The sequence below is a fragment of the Arthrobacter sp. K5 genome (assembly GCF_040448525.1).
Taxonomy (GTDB): Bacteria; Actinomycetota; Actinomycetes; order Actinomycetales; family Micrococcaceae; genus Arthrobacter; species Arthrobacter globiformis.
Window position 1 is genome coordinate 61,436 of sequence record NZ_CP159280.1, and the last position, 16,674, is coordinate 78,109.

The 16,674-nt window shown below is 60.5% G+C and carries 15 protein-coding genes; 14 read left to right on the forward strand and 1 reads right to left on the reverse strand.

Annotated elements, in window-relative coordinates; translation table 11 throughout:
- The first annotated feature begins 7 nt into the window (after window positions 1–7).
- From ABRP34_RS22685 to ABRP34_RS22715, 7 genes are all read left to right on the forward strand, one after another.
- On the forward strand, window positions 8–685 hold the full coding sequence (locus ABRP34_RS22685; protein ID WP_353713565.1) for a GntR family transcriptional regulator: 678 nt from the start codon (window positions 8–10) through the stop codon (window positions 683–685).
- A 227-nt stretch (window positions 686–912) separates the two neighbouring features.
- Window positions 913–1,707 (forward strand): MFS transporter, encoded by a 795-nt coding sequence (locus ABRP34_RS22690; protein WP_353713597.1) that lies wholly within the window; start codon window positions 913–915, stop codon window positions 1,705–1,707.
- Window positions 1,641–2,183 (forward strand): MFS transporter, encoded by a 543-nt coding sequence (locus ABRP34_RS22695; RefSeq protein WP_353713598.1) that lies wholly within the window; start codon window positions 1,641–1,643, stop codon window positions 2,181–2,183. Before ABRP34_RS22690 ends, ABRP34_RS22695 begins: the two co-directional genes overlap by 67 nt.
- An 82-nt stretch (window positions 2,184–2,265) precedes the next feature.
- On the forward strand, window positions 2,266–2,676 hold the full coding sequence (locus tag ABRP34_RS22700; RefSeq protein WP_353713567.1) for a hypothetical protein: 411 nt from the start codon (window positions 2,266–2,268) through the stop codon (window positions 2,674–2,676).
- Window positions 2,663–3,577 (forward strand): alpha/beta hydrolase, encoded by a 915-nt coding sequence (locus tag ABRP34_RS22705; RefSeq protein WP_353713599.1) that lies wholly within the window; start codon window positions 2,663–2,665, stop codon window positions 3,575–3,577. The genes ABRP34_RS22700 and ABRP34_RS22705 overlap by 14 nt, the downstream gene beginning before the upstream one ends.
- Window positions 3,570–5,063, forward strand: coding sequence for an NAD-dependent succinate-semialdehyde dehydrogenase (locus ABRP34_RS22710; RefSeq protein WP_353713600.1), 1,494 nt, complete (start codon window positions 3,570–3,572; stop codon window positions 5,061–5,063). The genes ABRP34_RS22705 and ABRP34_RS22710 overlap by 8 nt, the downstream gene beginning before the upstream one ends.
- Window positions 5,064–5,189: 126 nt before the next feature.
- Window positions 5,190–6,500, forward strand: a complete 1,311-nt coding sequence (locus ABRP34_RS22715) for an MFS transporter (protein ID WP_353713601.1) — start codon at window positions 5,190–5,192, stop codon at window positions 6,498–6,500.
- Window positions 6,501–6,568: 68 nt separating this feature from the next.
- Here the strand turns inward: ABRP34_RS22715 and ABRP34_RS22720 are convergent, their stop codons facing one another.
- On the reverse strand, window positions 6,569–7,468 hold the full coding sequence (locus tag ABRP34_RS22720; protein WP_353713602.1) for a LysR family transcriptional regulator: 900 nt from the start codon (window positions 7,466–7,468) through the stop codon (window positions 6,569–6,571).
- Window positions 7,469–7,822: 354 nt separating this feature from the next.
- Here ABRP34_RS22720 and ABRP34_RS22725 point away from each other — a divergent pair, with 354 nt between their 5' ends.
- The 7 genes from ABRP34_RS22725 to ABRP34_RS22755 all read left to right on the forward strand — a co-directional run bounded on the left by ABRP34_RS22725 (window position 7,823) and on the right by ABRP34_RS22755 (window position 16,506).
- Entirely contained in the window at window positions 7,823–8,812 is a 990-nt protein-coding gene (locus ABRP34_RS22725; RefSeq protein ID WP_353713603.1) for a sugar ABC transporter substrate-binding protein, read from the forward strand.
- Window positions 8,812–10,362, forward strand: a complete 1,551-nt coding sequence (locus ABRP34_RS22730) for a sugar ABC transporter ATP-binding protein (RefSeq protein WP_353713604.1) — start codon at window positions 8,812–8,814, stop codon at window positions 10,360–10,362. The genes ABRP34_RS22725 and ABRP34_RS22730 overlap by 1 nt, the downstream gene beginning before the upstream one ends.
- Entirely contained in the window at window positions 10,359–11,351 is a 993-nt protein-coding gene (locus ABRP34_RS22735; protein WP_353713605.1) for an ABC transporter permease, read from the forward strand. Before ABRP34_RS22730 ends, ABRP34_RS22735 begins: the two co-directional genes overlap by 4 nt.
- Window positions 11,352–11,536: 185 nt before the next feature.
- On the forward strand, window positions 11,537–12,325 hold the full coding sequence (locus ABRP34_RS22740; RefSeq protein WP_353713606.1) for an SDR family NAD(P)-dependent oxidoreductase: 789 nt from the start codon (window positions 11,537–11,539) through the stop codon (window positions 12,323–12,325).
- A gap of 110 nt (window positions 12,326–12,435) precedes the next feature.
- Complete coding sequence (locus ABRP34_RS22745) at window positions 12,436–13,203, forward strand: SDR family NAD(P)-dependent oxidoreductase (protein WP_353713607.1); 768 nt, start codon at window positions 12,436–12,438, stop codon at window positions 13,201–13,203.
- A gap of 46 nt (window positions 13,204–13,249) precedes the next feature.
- Window positions 13,250–14,089: a polysaccharide deacetylase gene (locus ABRP34_RS22750; protein WP_353713608.1), complete on the forward strand. Its 840-nt coding sequence runs from the start codon at window positions 13,250–13,252 to the stop codon at window positions 14,087–14,089.
- A gap of 113 nt (window positions 14,090–14,202) precedes the next feature.
- The gene (locus ABRP34_RS22755) at window positions 14,203–16,506 is read left to right on the forward strand and encodes a penicillin acylase family protein (protein ID WP_353713609.1); all 2,304 of its coding nucleotides are present in this window, start codon (window positions 14,203–14,205) and stop codon (window positions 16,504–16,506) included.
- Window positions 16,507–16,674: the final 168 nt, after the last annotated feature.

The window sequence follows — 16,674 nt, forward strand, 5'->3', positions numbered from 1 at the left end:
GAATGCTATGACTATCGATGCCATCCGCAGGACCGCAGCTCCGCTCCGGACGGAAGTGGTCAACGCGCTGCGCCGCGCCATCGTTGCCCAGGAATTCGTACCCGGTGAGCGACTGGTGGAAACGGTGATGTGCGAGAAGTACTCCGTTAGCCGGACGGTTGTGCGCGAAGCCCTCAGGCAGCTCGAATCCGAGGGCCTTGTGACTATGGTCCCGAATCGGGGCCCCGAGGTCGCTACGCTAAGCATTCATGACGCCGAGAGCCTCTATGAAGTGCGCCGTGCGCTTGAATCGCTGGCAGGTAGCCTTTTCGCCGAACGGGCCACCGACGCGCAGTGCACCGAGCTGGTCGCCAGGCTCAGTGAAGTCAAGGGCGCCGTGGCCTCTGGCGACCCCGAACAGCGCTTGGCAGCGAAGGATCGTTACTATGACGTTCTGCTGGAAGGCACTGGAAATGCCGAGATCGCCCGCATGCTGCGCAGCGTGAATGCCCGGACACAGATGCTCCGTACGCTTTCGTTGGCCGCGCCCGGCCGGGATGCCCGAACCGTTGCCGAGATTACCCGCATCACGGCCGCGGCGGCTGTCAATCGCGATCCGAACGAAGCCCGAGAAGCGTGCGAAGAGCATGTGCGGAACGCGGCCGAGGCGGCGCTCGGTGAGATGCGAAAACTTCACGCCGGCTGACCCGGTGCCATCGGAAAGCCCCGCCCGCCCTTGTGGCGGGCGGGGCTTTTTTTGCTTTCCACGTCGGCGGTTGACGTGTGGCACGTCACCCCCTAAGCTCATAACACCGTAATACGGTCTTATGACCATCCCGCGAAAGCCGGACCCGTACTCTGTTTTGAAAGGTGAGCGTTATGGGCGCATCATCAGCGACACTGGCGTCGCGACCTTCACCGGTGAAGGTCGCCATGGCTAGCTTTATCGGCACCACCATCGAGTGGTACGACTACTACATCTTCGGCGCAGCGACTGTCCTGGTACTGAACAGCCAGTTCTTCCCCACCCTTGACCCGTTTGCAGGCACCCTAGCCTCCTTTGCCACGTTTGCGGTGGCGTTTATCGCCCGCCCGTTCGGCGGGGCCTTCTTCGGCCACTTCGGCGACAAGATCGGCCGGAAAAAGATGCTCGTCTGGTCCGTTCTGGCCATGGGCCTCGGAACGCTGGTGGTGGGGTTGCTCCCCAACTACGCCACCATCGGCATCTGGGCCCCGATCCTCCTGGTGGTCTGCCGCTTCCTGCAGGGTTTCGCCGTTGGAGGTGAATGGGGCGGTGCAGTGCTCATGTCTCTGGAGCACGCGCCAGCCAACAAGCGTGCCTTCTTTGCCAGTTTTCCTCAGGCCGGCGTCCCGGCTGGCACCGTGCTCTCCAGCGGTACGTTTGCCCTCATTGCCCTCATGCCGCAGGACCAACTCCTGGCTTGGGGCTGGCGCATCCCGTTCATCGCATCTGTCCTGCTCGTGGTCGTGGGTCTATGGATCCGCCTGAAAGTCACGGAATCACCTGAGTTCCTGAAATCCAGGAAAAGAACGAGGTTCCAAAGGTTCCCGCCTTGGAGGTGTTCAAGTCCCACAAGCGCTCCCTCATGCACGGCATCCTGTGTGGCTTCGCTCCGAACTTCACGTTCTACATCGCCACCGTGTTCCTGGTTAGCTATGGCCCCAAGCAACTCGGCATTCCGTCCGGCACGATCTTCGTCGCCTTGATGATCGCGGCATCGCTCCAAGTGTTCACTCTGCCGTTCTTCGCGACGTTTGCTGACAAGCACAGCCAGAAGAAGGTGCTTTTGACCGGCTGCGTCCTTGTGGCTGCCGGAGCATTCCCGGTCTTCGCTCTCTTTAGCACCGGCACCTTCTGGGGAATCCTGGCCGCCCTGGTCATCGCTCTGCCGATTCTCCATGGCGTCTCTTATGGAGTGATTTCTGGGTTTACGGCCGAACTCTTCCCCACCGAGGTGCGTTACACGGGCACGTCCCTTGCATACCAGCTCGGCGGCATTGTGACCTCCGCCCCCGTGCCGATCATCGCGACCCTGCTAATCCAGCAGTACCAGTCCAGCAACGCGGTCGCGTGGTACATGGTGATCTCCGCTGTGCTTGGCTTCATAGCCATCGCCACCGCCAAGACAGTCCGGCGCAAGAACGGCAATGCCATCGCCCGAGTGGACGAACTGACCATCTGAAGGATCTCTCCGGGGAAAGCCGGGGACTTCCGTCCCCGGCCTGAACACCCTCAGTCCGCTGCCCGAACGCAGAAAGTTGTTCATGACTTCAACTAACAACACGTCCCCCGTCATTTCGGACCTGTGGTTTACCCATCTCGCCAACGCGGTACAGGCTGATGGCGAGATTCAGGTCATCGGCAAGTACAGCGACTTTTGGATAGATGCTGTCTCACCGGGAAACTGGCGCGTGGCGCTGAACTTCCGCGACGCGACCCTCGTGCTAACCCCCTGGAAGGATTTGCCCGGGGACCATATCGTCATTTCGGCTACGCAGGCCGGCTGGGGGCAGGTGTTCGATCCTCAGCCGAAACCCCAGCACCATGACCTGCTCGCCCTCGCAAAAAACAGCCCCGACGTCACGGTGGGCGGTTCCGACGTCGAACTTGTTCGCAACCTCAGGGTCCTCGCACGACTCGTGGACCTCGGAAAGGCCCTTCATGTCCAGCACTGAGACCCCGGCAGCAATGATCGAAGACGTTGTCGGCCGCTACGTGAACCTCACCTCTTCAGGCCGCGCCCAGCGCATCTACTTCGAAGAAGCCGGCAGCGGGCCGGTGCTGCTCTGCCTTCACACGGCAGGAGCAGATTCCCGGCAGTTCCGGCACCTGCTCAATGATCCGGAGATCACCAGCCGTTTCCGTGTGGTGGCCTTCGACCTTCCCTGGCACGGACGATCCCTCCCCCCCGAAGGATGGTGGAAGGAAGAATACTTGCTTACTGCTGATGCCTATGTCGCCGTGGTCCGTGACTTCGCAGCGGCGCTGGACCTTCAGCAGCCCATGGTTATCGGTTGCTCGATGGCCGGTTCGCTTGTGCTGGAGCTGGCCCGCAGGCACGCTGACGAGATAGGTGCAGTCATTGGTCTGTCCGGGGCGCTCAAAGTTAACGGGCGGTTCCAGGACTGGTCCCTGCGTCCTGATGTTAACGCCCAGCAGTCCGTACCGACCTGGACCTCGAGCCTTATGGCGCCGCAGAGTCCTGAGCTCTCCCGCCGCGAGGTGTGGTGGATCTACAGCCAAGGGGGTCCGGGCATCTACCGCGGTGACACTTACTTCTACTCCCAGGATCTTGACCTGCGGGGGAGGGGGCATGAGATTGACACCGAAGCATGCCCTGTCTACCTCCTGACCGGCGAATACGACCATGCCTGCACACCTGCCGACACGGCAGCCGCGATCGCCGAAATCCCGGGAGCAAAGGGTGGTGCAATGCAAGACATCGGGCACTTCCCGATGGCCGAGAACTACCCACTGTTTAAGACCCATCTCCTGCCGATCCTCGACGAGCTCCAACCGGACCACGACGGCAGGGAACTCGACTCACTTGCCCTGGAAGGAACCACACATGCCTGAAACGGCTATCGTCACACCTGAACTGGAGCGACTGCTGCTCTCCACCATTCCTACCGGCCTGTTGATCAATGGCCAGTGGCGCGACGCGAGCGGCGGTGGGACGTTCGCCGTTGAAGATCCCGCAACGGGCAGGACCCTGCTGGAAATCGCGGATGCCACCAGCGCCGACGCGATGGCGGCCCTGGATGCCGCCGATGCCGTTCAGTCCTCCTGGGCGCGGACAGCCCCGCGGGTACGGGCCGAGATCCTGCGCCGCGGCTTTGACCTGGTGACCGAACGGGCTGAAGACTTCGCGTTGCTGATGACCTTGGAGATGGGCAAACCGTTGGCAGAGGCCCGCGGCGAAGTGACTTACGGGGCAGAGTTCCTCCGCTGGTTCTCGGAGGAGACTGTCCGGGACTACGGCCGCTACCTCACCTCTCCGGAGGGAAAGAATAAGATCCTGGTCCAGCGCAAGCCGGTGGGCCCGTGCCTGTTGATCACGCCGTGGAACTTCCCACTGGCCATGGCCACCCGCAAGGTCGCCCCGGCCATTGCAGCCGGTTGCACGATGGTGCTCAAACCCGCCAAATTCACCCCATTGACGTCGCTGTTGTTCGCGCAGGTCATGCAGGAAGCCGGTCTGCCAGCTGGCGTGCTGAACGTCGTGGCTTCATCTTCCGCATCAGCCATTTCAGGGCCGCTGATGCGCGACTCTCGCCTTCGGAAGGTCTCGTTCACAGGTTCGACGCCGGTCGGTCGTCGCCTGCTCGCAGACGCGTCCCAGAACGTGCTGCGGACCTCCATGGAGCTGGGAGGCAACGCCCCCTTCATCGTGTTCGACGACGCCGACCTGGACAAGGCAGTGCAGGGTGCAATGGCAGCGAAGATGCGCAATATGGGCGAGGCCTGCACCGCCGCCAACCGGTTCCTTGTCCATTCGGCCGTGGCGGAGGAATTCACGACGAAGTTCGCCGCAGCCATGGGCGCGCTGACCTTGGGCCGCGGTACTGACCCAGGTACCACCGTGGGACCCGTGATCGACGCCGGTGCCCGCAAGGACATCCACGCTCTTGTTACCGAAGCCGTGGAACAGGGCGCCACCGTCGCCACCGGCGGGGCACCTGTCGACGGCGCAGGCTACTTCTATCCACCCACCGTGCTCGCGAACGTGCCACACGACGCGACGATTCTGGGGAGTGAGATCTTCGGCCCGGTCGCGCCGGTGACGACGTTCCGGACCGAGGACGAAGCCATCCGCCTGGCAAATGCCTCTGAGTACGGGTTGGCGTCATACCTGTTCACCCGTGACCATGCCCGGATGCTCCGCGTCGCCGAGCAGATCGAGTTCGGCATGGTCGGCTTCAACGCCGGTATCATCTCCAACGCCGCGGCACCATTTGGCGGGGTCAAGCAATCGGGTCTGGGCAGGGAAGGCGGCGCCGAAGGCCTCGCTGAATACACCACCGCGCAGTACATCGCCATTCCCAACCCCTACGAGGATTAAGCCCGATGGCCCGCGCGTTGCCGAGCGGGGGCCATCGCCTCACCACTTGGCCTCCGTCCCTTGCTCGCAACAGGGGCGGAGGCCAATCCATGCCCGAAACAGGAGTCAACAGAGAGGTTCGTGTTCATGCAGAGCACCACACTCCCGGTCAGTACGGAAATATCTCCGGCAACGCGCCGCAAGACTGCCCTCGCGGTCGGAGTCGGCAACTTCATGGAATGGTTCGACTTCGCCGTATATGGCTTCTTTGCCAGCATTATCGGGAAGCTGTTCTTCCCCGAGAGCACGCCAATCCTGTCCCTGCTGAGCGCTTTCGCCGTCTTTGCCGTGGGTTTCATCATGAGGCCCTTGGGTGCCTTCATCCTGGGCCCTATCGGCGACAAACACGGCCGGAAAGCAGCTCTGGTGTGGTCGGTGCTGCTTATGGGCGGCGCCACCACGGTGATGGGTTTGCTGCCAACGTACACTGTGGCAGGCCTCCTGGCCCCGGTTCTGCTGGTCGTGCTGCGGTGCGTTCAGGGCATCGCAGCAGGTGGTGAGTGGAGCGGTTCCGCTGCCTACCTGGTGGAAAGCGCGCCGAACAACAAGCGGGGCCTGTATGCGAGCCTCATCTCCGGAACAGCAGCGCTGGCGTTCATCGTTGGCAGTTTCGTCGCGCTCGGACTCAGCTCCGCCCTCTCCCCGGAGCACCTGTCGGGCTGGGGCTGGCGGCTGCCGTTCCTCCTGGCTGCCCCCATGTCCTTGGCGGGGCTGTACATTCGCATGAAGCTTGGCGACACGCCTGTATTCGAGGGACTGAAGTCGGAACAGCGCGTGGCCGGTTCCCCGCTGACCAAGGCCGGCACCAAGGGCCTCAAACCAATCCTCATTACCTTCGCGTTCTCCAGTGTCTCCGGACTCGGTATCTACTACCTGGCCACATACATGAACAACCACCTGACCACCTCACTGGGCTTGGACCGTGCGTCGGCCCTGATGCTTAGCGGGGCCGGCCTGTTCATCTACCTGCTGATGTGCCCTCTGGCCGGAATCCTGTCAGACCGCTACGGCCGGCGCAGCCTGAATATCCTTGGCACCGTAGGCTTCGTGGTGCTGTCCATTCCGTCGTTCCTGCTCATGGGCACCGGTAACGGCATCGCAATCGTGGCCGGCCTGATCCTCTTCGGCGCCTGCCAGTCACTCTGCAGCGTTACCAACGTAGTTCTGCTCGTTGAACTGTTCCCGGCTTCAACCCGGTCCAGCGGCAGTGCACTGGGATACAACTTGGGTCTTGCCCTCGTCGCCGGTCCTGGGCCGCTGATCGCGGCGGCGATGGCAAGTTCCACCGGGACCTCTACGTCGGCAGCTTGGTACATGGCTGTTGTGGCCCTGATCGCCGTTCCCATGCTGCTGAAGTGGCTTCCCGAGACGTTCAAACGGGACATCCAAGCGGGGTGACGCGATCCTGCCGCTTACGGGAGCGTATCGAAGGTTCAGTGCGCTTGCCGCGCGTGGCCCGGTTGCACTCAATCCTGACCGGTGGTGCGGGCTTCGTGCGCGGGGAAAGGAGTTAATCGCTTGAACCAAGTCGTCAGTTCGTGAACGAAATCTTCTATTTCCCCAGACGCATAGTGGGCCGGGTCCCAGGCGGCGAAAAAGTGTACGACGAGCGGTTTTCCCTGATGCACAACGAAAGCGTGCTGCAGGTTGTAGGCGGCAGGCTCTATAACGACCGCATTGCCTCTGCCAGCGGCCGCCATCGCCTGAGCAATGATGGGGTCCGTGGTTGTCGTCGCCAAACTAAGGTCGAGACCGGCCCGATCGGCCGTTAGCCGAACTTGGCTTTCTACCGCCCTGCCATACCCCGGCAGCAACACCGGATATCGCACGACATCGGCCAGCTCAGCGTTTCCGTTCTTCACTTGAAACGGTGGGGTCCCTGAATACTGGACCTGGATCAATGTTGAACTCAATGTATGTGCCGCCAAATTGGGCGGCGGCTCGGAGGTGTTAATGGCCACGTCCGCGCCTTTCCTCAGCTCCCCGTAAACCTCTGACGGTATGGCCGTCCGGATAGCGGCAACCGGTGCGCCCTCCGCAATGTAGGGGGCAATGAAGTGATGAGCTGTCATTTCCGGACAGGTCAACGTGAACGACCGGGTGCCAAAGCGTAATGCCTCCATGACGCCCTCCGCTCTGCGGATGCGGTTGCGCATGTCTAGGGCCATCTCCCGGAGGTGGTCGCCTGCGGGTGTGATGATCATCCCGGAGGGCGTCCGGTGAAACAGCTGCACTCCAAGTTGGCGCTCAAGTGAGATCACCCGGCGGGAAACAGCAGGCTGGGAAATGTGCATGGTTTCCGCCGCTTCCCGAACCGACCCTGCCTCGGCGACAGCCAGGAAATGCATGACATCCGTGTAGTCCATGATGACCTCAGGTTATCACCCTAGAAGGAATTGGCATTGGACAGTTATCACGCCTCCGTCGACGATAGAGACATGAATCACAGACTTGAAGGGATGCCGTGAGGCACGGAGCGGTGCGCAAATACCGCCGCTGAAATCTAGTAACACCGGAGTTGGACAGGTTCCATTTCACTCATCTGGTCCGTATATACCAGTCTGCTGAGCCGACACCAAGCCTGAGCAAGGAGCATAAATGAGCACGAATACACTGCCGGTTTCCGGCCACCGTCATGTCGGGATCCTGGAGGTGAACTGCTAGTGGGACTCTCACAAAGGACCTTGACGGGTGCGCGTCGCAACGTAGCGATTGGCGCTGTGGCCCTCAGTGTGGTCAGTGCACTGTCTGCCTGTGGCAGCCCGTCGGGCTCCTCAAACAGCGCCTCCGACACGACGCCCAAGATCGCCTATTTCATGGGCTCGCGATCGAACAGCTACATGTCCGCGTCCCTCGACGGCATCGAAGAAGTTGCTAAGAAGTACGGCGGCACGGTAACGGCGTTCGACGGCAAATTTGACCCAGCCACACAACAGGCACAGATTCAGGATGCTCTGGCATCAGGAAAGTTCAACGCCTTCATTGTCGGTGCCGTCAACAACACCGCGCTGGTCCCAGTCCTGGAAGACGCAATCAGCCAGGGCATCAAGGTGGCCAGCAACGGCTTCCCCCTCGGCCCCGACATCAGCACCAACAAGGCACAGCTGGATGGACAGGTCATGAGCGCCGTCGGCTCGTCGACCCGCTACGGAGAACTTATCGGAACAGCGACCACAGAAGCCTGCGCCAGCAAGAATCCCTGCAAAGTGGTCTACATGAGCGGCGATCCAAAGGTCGCGTTCGAGAAGATCAAGTTCGAAAGCTTCGAAAAGGCGATCGCCGGGCACAAGAACGTCCAAGTGGTCACTCGGGTTCAGAGCGAGTACTTGGCTGATCCGGCCCGCCAGGTGATGCAGGACGTATTGCAGTCACACCCTGATATTGACGTCGTCGCCTCCAACGGCGATCAGATGGCCGACGGATCAGCCCAGGCCGGCACCGCTGCTGGCGCTCACTTCGTCGTCATCGGTCAGGGAGCCAGCGAGATCGCGTACAAGGGTGTCATGTCCGGCAAATGGTATGCATCAGCGATCGGGCTCCCGAAAGACGAGGGAGTACTCACCGCAGAAGCCGTGGCAAAGGCCCTTAAGGGGGAGAAAGTCTCACCCGACTTCGCTGACCCGGCCGCGGTAGCCGGCTACACCGAGGGACTCCTGACGAAGGACTTTATTAAGCAGCACCCCGATTTCAAGCCACAGTGGTCGGGCTAATGAACCATCCGACGTCAGAACAGATTTCGCTGGACCGCAGCACGACCCCGCGCGACGATGTGATCATCGCGCGGGGGATCTCCAAACGCTTCGGTGGCGTTCTCGCCTTGGACAGCGTCGATGTTTCCGTGCAGCGGGGACACGTACACGCCCTCGTCGGCGAGAACGGGGCTGGCAAGTCGACGCTCGGCAAGCTGATGGCGGGCGTTCACTCGCCAGATGGCGGTGCGCTGCTGGTTGATGGACGGGAAGTCAGATACAGCGCACCGAGGGACGCGCTTCACGATGGAATCACTCTCATTGCCCAGGAACTGGCCCTGGTTCCGGAACGCACCGTTTTGGAGAATGTCTTTCTTGGAGTCGAAGGCGGAACTGCCGGCTTCGCATCGCGCAAGGATCTTCGTGAAAGATACGAAGAACTGAGTGAACGTTCCGGACTGAGCGTGGATCCGCGGGCACGCGTCGGCTCGCTCCGTGTTGCTGCACAACAGAAGGTCGAAATCCTCAGGGCACTGGCCCGGGGCTCGAAAGTCATCGTGATGGATGAGCCAACAGCTGCACTGACCCGTGACGAAGCCGGCCAGTTGCTCCAAATAATTGATCAGCTCCGTCGCCAGGGAACAACAATCATCTACGTCTCGCACTTCCTCCATGAGGTGCTTGATATCGCAGATCGGACGACCATCCTCAAGGACGGACGCCTTGTCCGGACCACTATGGCCATGGATGAGACGCCCGATACTCTCGTTCAGGCAATGCTGGGGCGTGCTGCCTCCGTAGCTTTTCCTGAGCGTCAGCGGCCGAAGCCGGATGCACCTGTGGTCTTGGCCGTCGACAATCTCCAGCGAGGTCCTGCGGTCACCGGTGCCAGTTTCCAAATCCATGCCGGCGAAATCGTCGGCATCGCCGGTCTTGTCGGTTCGGGACGCTCCGAACTCGCTCGCCTAATCTTTGGGGCCGACCGTCCCACAGGCGGGAAGATGTTCCTCCATGGCCAGGAAGTACGGTTTCGTTCGCCCCGGGCAGCCGTTCGGGCCGGAATAGCGATGCTGCCGGAAAGCCGGAAGGACCAAGGCCTGGTCGTGGGGGCGACAGTCCGCGACAACGTACTCATGGCCCATCGGCCGACAGTTTCGCGATGGGGCATCATTCAGCCTTCGAGAGCCAGCGACGTTGCCGAACGAACCCTGCGCGACGTAGGTGCCACGGCAGGGCGGCATACCGTTCCGGTCTCGACGCTGTCAGGTGGAAACCAACAGAAGGTTGCGCTGGGGAAATGGCTGGTTAAGCGGCCTGAGTTGCTCATAGTCGACGAACCGACCCGCGGCGTCGACGTCGGCGCCAAGCGCGCCATCTACGAGTTACTGATCAGGTACGCGGCTGAAGGGATTGCGATTCTGCTGATCTCTTCAGAGCTTGAGGAAGTGCTGGGGCTTGCACACCGCACACTCGTCATGCGACGAGGCGAAATCGTAGAGCAGATCGACGCCGACGATGCGACCGAAGAGGTCGTGATGCCGATGATCTTGGGTACAGGAAGAAAATCATGAGTGAGAAAATCGAAAAATTGAGCCCAATGGGCACAAAACCTCGCCTGGCGAATCTTAGATTCAGCCGCGGAAGCCTGAGCGAGTACGGCATCATCGTAAGCTTCTTGGTCCTTACCGTTCTGCTGTCCGTATCCAGCGACGTGTTCCTCACACCGCGAAACGCTCTGAACATTTTTGACCAATGGGCGCCAGTAGGCATTATTGCCCTCGGACAGACGCTCGTGATCATCGCCGGAGGGTTCGACCTCTCTGTCGCAGCGATCTTCGCAGTCGGTGGAGTGATAGCGGCCCAAACCACGAACGCCACCGGGTCTGTCCTACTCGGGTGGGTCTCTGGGGCTCTCGCCGGCGCAGTATTGGGCCTAATCAACGGCGGCCTGGTGACCTTCGGGCGGATCAACCCGCTCATTGCCACTCTGGCGACCTCTCTGGCGTTCGGCGGCCTTGCCCTGGCGCTCACCGGCGGCACGCTCATCACTGTGGAGGACCAGGCATTCAGGGTCCTCGGCAGGGACACGCTTATGGGCGTCAAGTGGACAATCTGGCTGTTCCTCCTTGCCATCGTCCTGGCCAGCATCGCCTTGTCGAGGAGCAACTTCGGCCGGTATATCTTCGCCACAGGTGGCAACAGCGAGGCAGCGCGACTCTCCGGAATCAAGACCGGACAGATCTCGGCGACCACCTACGCTATTTCCGGTCTTTGTGCGGGCATAGCAGGCGTAATGGTCGCCAGTCGGATCGGCACGGGACAAGCCGACGCCGGCGCGTCCTTCGCACTCACCTCTATTGCCGCAGTAGTGCTTGGGGGCACCTCCATCAAAGGCGGATACGGTGCCATCTGGCGCACAGTGCTGGGTGTCCTCATGCTCGCCTTCATCGGTAACGGATTCAACCTGTTGGGAGTGGACCCGGTTTACCAGCAGATGGTTATGGGCGCCATCATCGCACTCGCGGTGAGCCTTGACGCCTGGGCCAGAAAGTCCGACTGACCCATCGAGAACACCGAGGGGCCGAGGCCCCTCGATGCAAAAACGCGGCGGTCCGGGCCCGGGAACACGGCCTTTGGCACCTCCCGGCCCCGGTCCAGGCCCGTAGCCCTCACATTAGTAAAGAGGATGAACATGAAAGTGGTGTGCATGAATCCGACAACCACCATTGTCGCTTGGGGAAATCCATGAGCGTCGGATCGGGCCGTGTGGCTGGGAAAGCCGCACTCGTCACGGGTGCGGCAAACGGAATTGGCCGAGCTACGGCGATGTTGCTCGCCGAGGAGGGTGCTGCCGTTGCCTGCATAGATATTAACGGCACTCAGGCCGCCAGCGTTGCAGAAGAGATTGTCACCGCAGGCGGTCGTGCGTTTGGCATGCAAGCGGATGTCTCAACCCGGGAAGGCACCCAGGCGATGGCTGCCGCAACAGTTGAACAATTCGGCTGCATCGATATCCTCCACAACAACGCGGGCATTGCCGGGGTGTACGAACCTGTCCACCGGTTCCCGGAAGACATGTGGGAAAAAGTCATTGCCACAAATCTGACCAGCGTCTTCCTAGGTTCAAAAGCCGTGCTGCCCTACATGCTGGAGGCAGGTCGCGGCGTCATCATCAACACTTGCTCCGTTTTCGGCAGCTTCGCCTCCCGGACATTACCGGCCTACCACGCGGCCAAAGGGGGAGTGCTGATGCTGACCAAGCAGATGGCCGTCGATTACGGGCCCGCCATCCGCGTCAATTGTGTGTCTCCCGGCACCATCGATTCGGCGATGATGCGTTCAGTTATTGCACAGTCCGCCGACCCCGCCGCTCGTGAGCAGGAGTACAAGGATTCCAATCCTGTCCTGAAACGGATAGGCGACCCACGCGAGATCGCTTACGGCGTGCTGTTCCTGGCGTCTGACGAGTCTTCCTTCATGGTGGGAGCAGACCTGTTCATGGGCGGCGGGCAAGGGCTCTTTTCCTCACCCTGAGGCCACCTCCACACGTACCACCTGCGGCTGCGACCCGCGCTGGCGCACGACAGGTGCTCCTCCACCACACCCAAAATCGACGGAAATATCTAGAGAAGGACGACATCCAGGTGAGCTCAACCATCAACACAAACGTTAACCTCGATTTTCGAGGAAGAGTTGCACTGATCACCGGCGCTGCACGCGGACAGGGGTTGGTCACCGCCGAGCACATGCTGTCGTTGGGCGCGCGTGTGGTGTTGACGGATATCGATACCGAAGAGGGGCAACAGGCTGCCGCGAACCTCGGTGACGGAGCCACGTACCTCACCCTTGATGTCTCCGACGCCGGCGCCTGGGCTGAGTGCGTAGCGACAGCGACTTCGACTTTCCAGGAGGCGCCAACCATTCTGATCAATAACGCTGCCCTTTACAGACCCGCCAGGGTCGAAGAAGTCTCCTCTGAGGACTTCATGTCGCATATCGGCGTAAACCTCCACGGTCCGCTACTCGGGATTCAAGCTTTGCTGCCGGCGATGACTGCTGCCGGCACTGGCTCCGTTGTCAACGTCTCCTCCGTTGCGGGAATTGGCGGGTTCGAGGGCATCGTGGCTTACACCGCTTCAAAGTGGGGCTTGCGGGGCCTTACTAAGGCCTGCGCCAAAGAACTCGGGCCCCGTGGAATCCGGGTCAACTCCGTGATTCCGGGACTAATCGAGACGCGAATGGCCTCCTTGAATTCAGCCGCAACGAACGCCGCGTATGTCGCGGAATCACCTCTCCGGCGGATCGGTCAACCCATCGAGGTAGCGGCTGCCTCGGCATTCCTCGCCTCCGAATCAGCAAGCTTCATAACAGGAGCCGAGATCGTCGTTGACGGCGGGCTCACCCTGTCCTGACTCACCAGCACACCCGTAGTTCCATCGACAAACCAAGGAAAACCCCATGCCACTCAACCTCCCCGAGGGGAAACGGCTAGCCGTCAACATCGGACCCGACTTCGACGCCCATTCCGCGTGGCATGGCGCCTTCGGCAGGAACACGCCATCGTATCTGTCTCGTGGTGAATTCGACGCTGAAGTTGGAGTTCCGCGACTGCTCGCCGTGTTCGACAAATATGACATCCAGGCCACCTTCTTCACCCCCACCCATACCATGGCCACCTTTCCAGCCAGGTTCGAAAGCATTCTTGAGGCAGGCCACGAGATTGCAGCCCACGGTTGCTATCACGAGAACATTCCGAGTCTCGATCCCGACGAGGAGCGTCGGCTCATGGAAATCGCAATCGGTCAGCATGAGAAGTACGTAGGCAAACGCCCCAGGGGCTTTAGGTCACCGGCATGGGACTTTAGTGATGCGACGTTTGACATTCTTGAGTCGTGGGGGTTCGATTACGACTCATCGCTCATGGGTCGGGACTTTCAGGCCTACGTTCCACATCGCGTTGAAATAGACCTTGAGAACGGGAATACCTTCCGCAATCCGGTGAACCTTATCGAGATGCCCGTGTCGTGGTACTTGGATGACTTCCCTCATCTTGAGTTCATACCTGGCATCAACCACGGTCCATTCACTATTGACCAACTCGTCAAAGACTGGACGACCCAATTCGATTATGCCTATGAAAATGAACCGGGAGGGGTATTCTGCCTCACCGTCCACCCAGGAACGATCGGCAGGGCCCACCACATAGTCGCCTTTGAAAAATTCATCCAACACATCGTCAACCACGACGGCGTCTGGCTGACTTCACTCGAAAACGTGCGAGATACCTGGGCGGACTGAAGGTCCATTAAAGAGGACGGTGGGCTTCCCATGATGGGGCGTATCCACGCGTCAGCCAAGCTGCATTCCAATGATGGATGTCAGCAGACAGTACTAGGAACAGAGAGCAGTAAGTGAACGAGGAAACCTTTTTCATTCAGGGTACTCGGGGGCAGATATCGGTCGCCGTCGACGAATGGGGCGTCCCCCACATCGAAGCAGGATGCTCGGACGACGTTTTCTTCGGGCAGGGATTCATCACGGCCCGGAACCGAATGTTTCAACTGGACTGGTGGCGGCGCAAAGGGCTTGGGAAAATAGCCGAAGTGCTGGGACCGGACTACATCGAAAGAGACCGCGCCGCGCGACTATTCCTTTACCGCGGTGACATGCGTGCAGAATGGCTCGCGTACGGAAATGATACCCGTCAAATCGTTGAGTCCTTCACTGCCGGCATCAACGCCTGGATCGATCTGACGAAAGTCGACCCATCGAGGCTGTCGCCCGAATTTGAGCTCTTGGGTTATCAGCCTGATCACTGGGAACCCAGCGACATTACCCGGATTCGCAGTCACGGTCTCTACGCAAACCTCGAACAAGAAGTTAAGCGTGCCATCACTATCCGCGACTTCGGATTGGAAGCGGAAGAACTCCGCCGGCACTTGTCTCCACCTGTCGGCGTATCCGTTCCAGAAGGTCTCGATCTTTCGCTCATCAGTGAAGACATCCTTGCGGTATACCGGCTAGCGACCGGACAAATCGGGGCAGGGGAGTACAAGCCGCTTGCCCCGGAGGGCAGCAACAACTGGGTGGTGTCCGGAAACCGGACCGCGACTGGGCGCCCGCTGCTGGCCAACGATCCCCATCGTGCGATGACAGCTCCTTCACTTCGGCAAATTGTTCATCTCAAATGCCCCGAGTTCGATGTCATTGGCGCTGGAGAGCCGCAGCTGCCCGGAGTGTCTATCGGGCACAACGGTGCGGTCGCTTTCGGTCTGACGATCTGGAACGCCGATCAAGAGGACCTATATGTCTATGAACTCCACCCAGATGATCCGTCCTTGTATCGCTACGACAACTCATGGGTTCGTACCGAGCGAGTAGTTGAGACGATTGCCGTCAGGGATTCGGAGCCGGTCGATGTAGAACTCGAATTCACACGCCACGGACCCATCATCCACACCGACGCGGACCGCATGGCTGCCTTCGCAGTCCGGGCGGCATGGTTGGAGCCGGGGATGGCGCCATACTTGACGAGCCTGCAGAACCTCAAATATCAGAGCGCTGACGACGTACGGAGCGCGCTGAACCGCTGGGGAGCCCCCGGCGTCAACCACGTCTATGCGGACGTGGATGGTTCAATCGGATGGTCCCCACGCGCGCTCGTGCCCGTAAGGCCGAACTGGAACGGACTCCTTCCTGTGCCTGGCGATGGCCGCTATGAGTGGGCCGGGTTCCAGGATGCAAGCGCCCTGCCCAACATCATCGACCCGGAACGGGGTTGGGTTGCCTCTGCCAACGAGATGAATCTGCCAGATTCCAAAGACTGGAATCCCGTGGAGGTCTCATACGAATGGTACGCGTCGTACCGAATGGAGCGAATTTCCGAAGTCCTGGACAGCAACTCCAGCATGGATGTCGCCGCCTCGATGAGTCTGCAGAACGACTATGCTAGCCTCCCTGCGCGGGAGATTTGCAGTCTCCTGCCGGAGCAGCCCTTTGAGTCGCAAATGGCCGAAATCGGCCGGCGGATGCTCAGGGCCTGGGACGCCCGTTACACGGCGGAATCGGGTGCCGCTACACTCTTTGAGCGCTGGGTTCGAGGACCCCTCAGGAACTACTTGCTGGCCGACGCGCTGGAAGGAGCGGTCGAAGACCACAGAGGCGCCCCTGCATTGGCTGGCATTTCCCCTTCGGAGGAAGTTATCGGAGATCTGACGGTGGACATGAGGCTGTTCCGTCAGTTGGCGCACAACCCTGCGCGCTTGCACGCCGTCATGGAAGAGACGCTTGCGGCGGCCGTCGTCAACCTGCAGTCTGAGTTGGGTCAGAATCAGCTCAACTGGGAATGGGGCAACTCTAACCAGTCGCTCATTCGTCATCCGCTGTTCCCGATTCTGGGTGCCCGGGAAGAGGACTGGCTCTCGCTGGGGCCGCGACCAAAGTCAGGCAACTCGGAGACAGTCGGTCTGGCCGCCCCGACCCCTGCAACAGGAGTACAGGCGACAGGAGCCTCGTTTCGGGTGATCGTAGACGTTGGAGAGTGGGACCGTTCTGTCGCGATCAACACCCCCGGTCAGGACGGCGACCCTCGCAGTCCTCACTACTCAGACCTATACGACTTGTGGCTCAAGGACGGATATTTTCCGCTCCTGTACTCACATGACGCCGTGGAGGCACATACAATCACGAGGATCAGAGTCTGCCCGTCACCCTAGCCATTCCACCGTTCGCTCACCGCCTGCAGCATATAAAACCCGGCAAGACCGTATACGCGAATCGAATGCGCAGTGTCCGCGAGCACTGTTGCCGCCAGGGCTTGCGCCCTCGCGGCAACAGGCGTTTCGTCAACGCATTAATTCAGGTCAGAAGCGGTTTCGCCAGCG

Excerpts from the sequence above, each read along its gene's own strand:
- ABRP34_RS22730 (WP_353713604.1), top strand. The coding sequence starts at position 8,812 with ATGAACCATCCGACGTCAGAACAGATTTCGCTGGACCGCAGCACGACC.
- ABRP34_RS22700 (WP_353713567.1), top strand. The coding sequence starts at position 2,266 with ATGACTTCAACTAACAACACGTCCCCCGTCATTTCGGACCTGTGGTTT.
- ABRP34_RS22750 (WP_353713608.1), top strand. The coding sequence starts at position 13,250 with ATGCCACTCAACCTCCCCGAGGGGAAACGGCTAGCCGTCAACATCGGA.
- ABRP34_RS22715 (WP_353713601.1), top strand. The coding sequence starts at position 5,190 with ATGCAGAGCACCACACTCCCGGTCAGTACGGAAATATCTCCGGCAACG.
- ABRP34_RS22740 (WP_353713606.1), top strand. The coding sequence starts at position 11,537 with ATGAGCGTCGGATCGGGCCGTGTGGCTGGGAAAGCCGCACTCGTCACG.
- ABRP34_RS22705 (WP_353713599.1), top strand. The coding sequence starts at position 2,663 with ATGTCCAGCACTGAGACCCCGGCAGCAATGATCGAAGACGTTGTCGGC.
- ABRP34_RS22735 (WP_353713605.1), top strand. The coding sequence starts at position 10,359 with ATGAGTGAGAAAATCGAAAAATTGAGCCCAATGGGCACAAAACCTCGC.
- ABRP34_RS22690 (WP_353713597.1), top strand. The coding sequence starts at position 913 with ATGGCTAGCTTTATCGGCACCACCATCGAGTGGTACGACTACTACATC.
- ABRP34_RS22685 (WP_353713565.1), top strand. The coding sequence starts at position 8 with ATGACTATCGATGCCATCCGCAGGACCGCAGCTCCGCTCCGGACGGAA.
- ABRP34_RS22720 (WP_353713602.1), bottom strand. The coding sequence starts at position 7,468 with ATGGACTACACGGATGTCATGCATTTCCTGGCTGTCGCCGAGGCAGGG.
- ABRP34_RS22710 (WP_353713600.1), top strand. The coding sequence starts at position 3,570 with ATGCCTGAAACGGCTATCGTCACACCTGAACTGGAGCGACTGCTGCTC.